The organism is Wolbachia endosymbiont of Tuta absoluta (genome assembly GCF_059414725.1).
The window spans coordinates 1-4,054 of sequence record NZ_JBNRJY010000400.1; the positions used below are offsets into that span (position 1 = coordinate 1).

At 33.4% G+C, this 4,054-nt stretch carries 5 protein-coding genes; 2 read left to right on the forward strand and 3 right to left on the reverse strand.

Features of this window, described 5'->3' with window-relative positions; all coding sequences use genetic code 11:
• Window positions 1-293 precede the first annotated feature (293 nt).
• A complete protein-coding gene (locus ACJ5GX_RS04320; RefSeq protein ID WP_495292739.1) occupies window positions 294-530 on the reverse strand; it encodes a hypothetical protein in 237 nt (78 codons plus the stop codon).
• Window positions 527-856 (reverse strand): hypothetical protein, encoded by a 330-nt coding sequence (locus tag ACJ5GX_RS04325; RefSeq protein ID WP_495292740.1) that lies wholly within the window; start codon window positions 854-856, stop codon window positions 527-529. Before ACJ5GX_RS04325 ends, ACJ5GX_RS04320 begins: the two co-directional genes overlap by 4 nt.
• A 118-nt stretch (window positions 857-974) precedes the next feature.
• Here ACJ5GX_RS04325 and ACJ5GX_RS04330 point away from each other — a divergent pair, with 118 nt between their 5' ends.
• Both ACJ5GX_RS04330 and pyrE read left to right on the forward strand, forming a co-directional pair.
• Window positions 975-2,159: a dicarboxylate/amino acid:cation symporter gene (locus ACJ5GX_RS04330; protein WP_007301913.1), complete on the forward strand. Its 1,185-nt coding sequence runs from the start codon at window positions 975-977 to the stop codon at window positions 2,157-2,159.
• Window positions 2,156-2,746: an orotate phosphoribosyltransferase gene (pyrE, locus tag ACJ5GX_RS04335; protein WP_495292741.1), complete on the forward strand. Its 591-nt coding sequence runs from the start codon at window positions 2,156-2,158 to the stop codon at window positions 2,744-2,746. The genes ACJ5GX_RS04330 and pyrE overlap by 4 nt, the downstream gene beginning before the upstream one ends.
• Window positions 2,747-2,948: 202 nt before the next feature.
• On the opposite strand, the gene ACJ5GX_RS04340 is transcribed toward pyrE, so the two are convergent.
• On the reverse strand, window positions 2,949-3,929 hold the full coding sequence (locus tag ACJ5GX_RS04340; RefSeq protein ID WP_019078870.1) for an IS481 family transposase: 981 nt from the start codon (window positions 3,927-3,929) through the stop codon (window positions 2,949-2,951).
• Window positions 3,930-4,054 lie beyond the last annotated feature (125 nt).

The following is a 4,054-nucleotide window of genomic DNA, read 5'->3' on the forward strand; positions in this document are numbered from 1 at the left end:
CGCCAACCGTAGCCGTAGATACGCTGAGTCCGAAAACAATATCAAAACTTTAGATCCACATCGTTATCAGACCCAAGAACAGCTTGGCGAGAACCCGACAAAACATGTCGATGATGAAAAAACAACTTCTCAAAATAATGAAAATCAATAAAACATTTTAAGTACATCCACCCAAAGGAAGGCTGCAAATAATAAGAAGAAGCTTCCAGAAAGAATATCGATATAGCTTCCAGAACGTTGATAGATTGCTTTTATTTTAGGAACCGACATAATCAACATTAATAGACTAAAAACTAGAAATGTCTGAATCGGAATGATCGATCATTCCCATTATAATATAGACCAATCACTCCCGTCATTTTGCCTTTTTCGGAAACAGAATAATTTTCTTGTAAGAGCTTAACTGCTGAGGGGAGTGCAAATTTAGTAATGGTAAAATCTTGTTGAAATGGTATAGAGCTATTGATTTGAACTGACCATAAACCTTTATTATCTTGAGCTTGATTAAGTTGGTTAAGAGTACCTTTCAATACAACTTGATCGATCCTGTATTTAACATTACACCAGGAAAAATAGCACCTATAGCTGCACCAAGACCAATCCCGATTGCAGTGCTAGTAACGCCCATACAAAATATAGGGAAAATGCATTCTCGATTTACTTTATCTTCCTTATAATCACAATATGTAAGGTATGCGATAGATAATATTGTAGAAACAGCAGCAATAATTCCACCTATAATGGAAGGTGATAAAATTGCGAAACTTGGACCAAGACCTACAAGCACTCCTATTGAAATATTCATTCCCATTAATATTCCAACAAGGATTAACTCTTCTTTAGTTTTTTTATCCATACCCCTCCTTAACACTTAATTAATAATAAAATGTTACTCATCTTTACTTAACCTGTAAAGTTATCTTAACCTAATTTCAAAAATTATTGTATAATATCATTTTGAGGTTTTATTTTCAATGCGCAAACTTGCAATACTCTTTTCTATACTGTTTGCGGTAATTGCTTACTATTTAAACAATGAAGTAATATTTGAAATAGCAAAGCTATTTAGCGATATATTCATCAGTCTGTTGAAATTGATTAGCTTACCTTTAGTTTTTCTATCTATAGTGTCCACAATTTCAGGGCTTAAAGACTCAATTGAAATTAAAGTATTACTTAAGAAGACGCTGTTTTACACGCTGTTTACAACAATTGTAGCTGCATTTGTTGCGTTATCTTTCTATTTATTCATAGACCCAGTAAGAAAAAATTTCATAAGTAACACAATAGAAAGTGTGAGTGACAGCAACCACAATTACTTCTCATACTTAAAATCACTCATTCCATCAAATTTTGTGCAAGTTTTTCTTGAAAATAACGTTATTGGCAGCATATTGATTGCTTTTTTGATGGGTGGAGCTATTATTTCGCTCTCAAAAGAAAAACAGGATATATTACACCAAATATTCTCTGCACTGTTTGATACACTTCTTAAAATTGCTCAAGGGTTGTTAAAGTTTATTCCTCTTGCTGTATGGTCTTTTATCACATGTTTTTTATACGAGTTAAAAGGTGGCAGCGAATTCCATAGTCTTTTTTGGTATTTTGCTTGCATAATGTCTGCAAATTTCGTGCAAGCATTTGTGATTTTGCCACTACTCATGTGGTATAAAGGTATATCACCAATTCAAACGATGAAAGGTGTTATGCCAGCACTTACACTTGCGTTTTTTTCTAAATCATCTAGTGCAACGCTGCCTACAACCATAGACTGTGTGCAAAATCAGCTAAAAGTGCCAAAGAAATTGTCATCTTTTATTCTACCAATATGTACAACTATCAATATGAATGCGTGTGCTGCATTTATTTTGATTACAGTGATGTTTGTTGCAGAGATGAATGGGCACACATTTTCCTTAAGTGAGATGTTCATATGGATTTTTTTAGCTACAGGAGCTGCAATTGGTAACGCTGGAGTGCCGATGGGGTGCTATTTTATGGCAACTAGTTATTTGGTATCAATGAATGTTCCTTTGTACATTATGGGATTGATTTTGCCTATTTATACAATCATTGATATGTTTGAAACTGCAATAAATGTGTGGTCTGATATCTGTATAACGCAGATAATTAATAAAGAATTTCAAACTCAAGAATGATATTAGATAATACAATAATAAAAGAATTTGAAGAGGCTGGTGCGATTTTGCACGGACATTTTGTACTCTCGTCAGGGCTGCACAGCAACACTTACATACAATGCGCTAAAATTTTTGAAAATCCAAGCAGAGCAATGAACGTTTGTGAGCTATTGGCGAATAAAATAAGAAAAGAGCTTATTGAACCCAGAGATTTAATACTATCTCCTGCGATTGGTGGAATAATTGTGGGTTATGAGATTGGTAGACAGCTTGGAATCCGAACAATATTTTGCGAACGTGTTAATGGTAAATTTGAATTACGCCGTGGATTTGAGATTAAACAAGGTGAGAAGATATTACTAATTGAAGATGTGATTACCACAGGTAAATCTTCACTTGAAGCAGTAAAATGTGCAGAAGAGAAGGGAGGTAAAGTTGTTGTTGAAGCTTCTTTGATAAAGAGAAGTAGTGAAACAAAACTACCTTTTTCTATTATATCTTTGATTGAACTGAACATTCAAAACTATAGCGAGAAAGAACTGCCAAGTGAGTTAAAACAATTACCCATAACGAAACCTGGGAGTAGAGAATATTTAACAAAGTAATTCTATATAGTATATTTTCTCTTGGTTTAGCTAAGGGTTTTATGGGTTTTTTAAATTTTGCCCATAAAACCCCTTTCATGATTAAAAATACACTAAATCTTGGTTTTCACATGTTTCATCTCGTGCAGCAGAAAACAATAAGTGTGTGATTCATATAGGTCATAACAACTGATTTGTCAGATTAAGTCTGAATTTTAAATAGTTAAGTAACGTTGTGTTTTTGAATTGACTTTAATCTTTGATCATGCTTGTAATTTTGCATGACAAAAGGCTCCTTTGACGGAATGTAATTTTTTTGCACTTCACTTAAACAAGGAATTGTACTTTCTAGCTCTTTATATTTTTCCCATGGAGTTTTCCCTTGAAGAGAGCTATGAGGACGTTGTCTATTATAATGGTTTTCCCAATCTCTGAGTTTAATTTGTAGGTCAGGATCCTTGATGTTAACACTACTGTAAAATTCATCTAAATCTGTACGCTGAGCTCTTTCCACTTTACCGTTTAAATGCGGGGAAAATGGCTTGATAGGACGAAATTTGATTTTCCATTTTTTCAAATATTCTTGCACCCCATAAGCAAAAAATTCCTGTCCTCTATCGGTTTGAATTCTTTGACAATGAAATGGCATTTTTTCTCTTAGTTGTTCAAGAAAATCTAGAGTGTTTTCTGCAGTACGTCTTGGGTACAATGTAACAACTTTATAACGTGTACAATCATCTATAGCGGTATACTGATAAAGTCCAGAAGCTATTTTGCATACATCCATCTGTATACGTTCTCCTGGTACTTTACAGTTGTAACGCTTTATTTGTTTGCGGTAATGACGTTTAATACGTAAAAGACTTACATCATATTTTTTGAAAACTTTGTGTATAGTAGCCAATGAAAAAGAGAGATCATGTAAACGTTTCAATTCAGTTTGAATACGTCTTGCTCCTAATTTTCTAGTTTTTCTTAAGTGGAGAATAAGTTGATCACTAGATATATTGGTTTTTTGTAAAGGTGAGGTTTTAGGCCTGCTACTAAGATTTTCTAATCCTTTTTCACCAAACTCCTTGTAACGTTTACACCATTTGCGTAAGGTAAAGCGTGAAATATTATAGTGCTGACATACTCTTCCTGCATGACCTAATTTTTTATATAGGTTTACCCAATTCAGGCGTAGCTTAACTTTAGAGTCCATTTACTTGCGGCTTTTATTGTTGATATACTTCCCACCATAATTGTAATAAGGTATATAAACTATCACAAGTACAAATTTCTATTTGATCTTACATTTTTATTGTAATAACCTATATGAATCACACA

Bases quoted from the DNA above. Each gene is read 5' to 3' on its own strand.
- ACJ5GX_RS04325 (WP_495292740.1), bottom strand. From the start codon at position 856: ATGGATAAAAAAACTAAAGAAGAGTTAATCCTTGTTGGAATATTAATG.
- ACJ5GX_RS04330 (WP_007301913.1), top strand. From the start codon at position 975: ATGCGCAAACTTGCAATACTCTTTTCTATACTGTTTGCGGTAATTGCT.
- pyrE (WP_495292741.1), top strand. From the start codon at position 2,156: ATGATATTAGATAATACAATAATAAAAGAATTTGAAGAGGCTGGTGCG.
- ACJ5GX_RS04340 (WP_019078870.1), bottom strand. From the start codon at position 3,929: ATGGACTCTAAAGTTAAGCTACGCCTGAATTGGGTAAACCTATATAAA.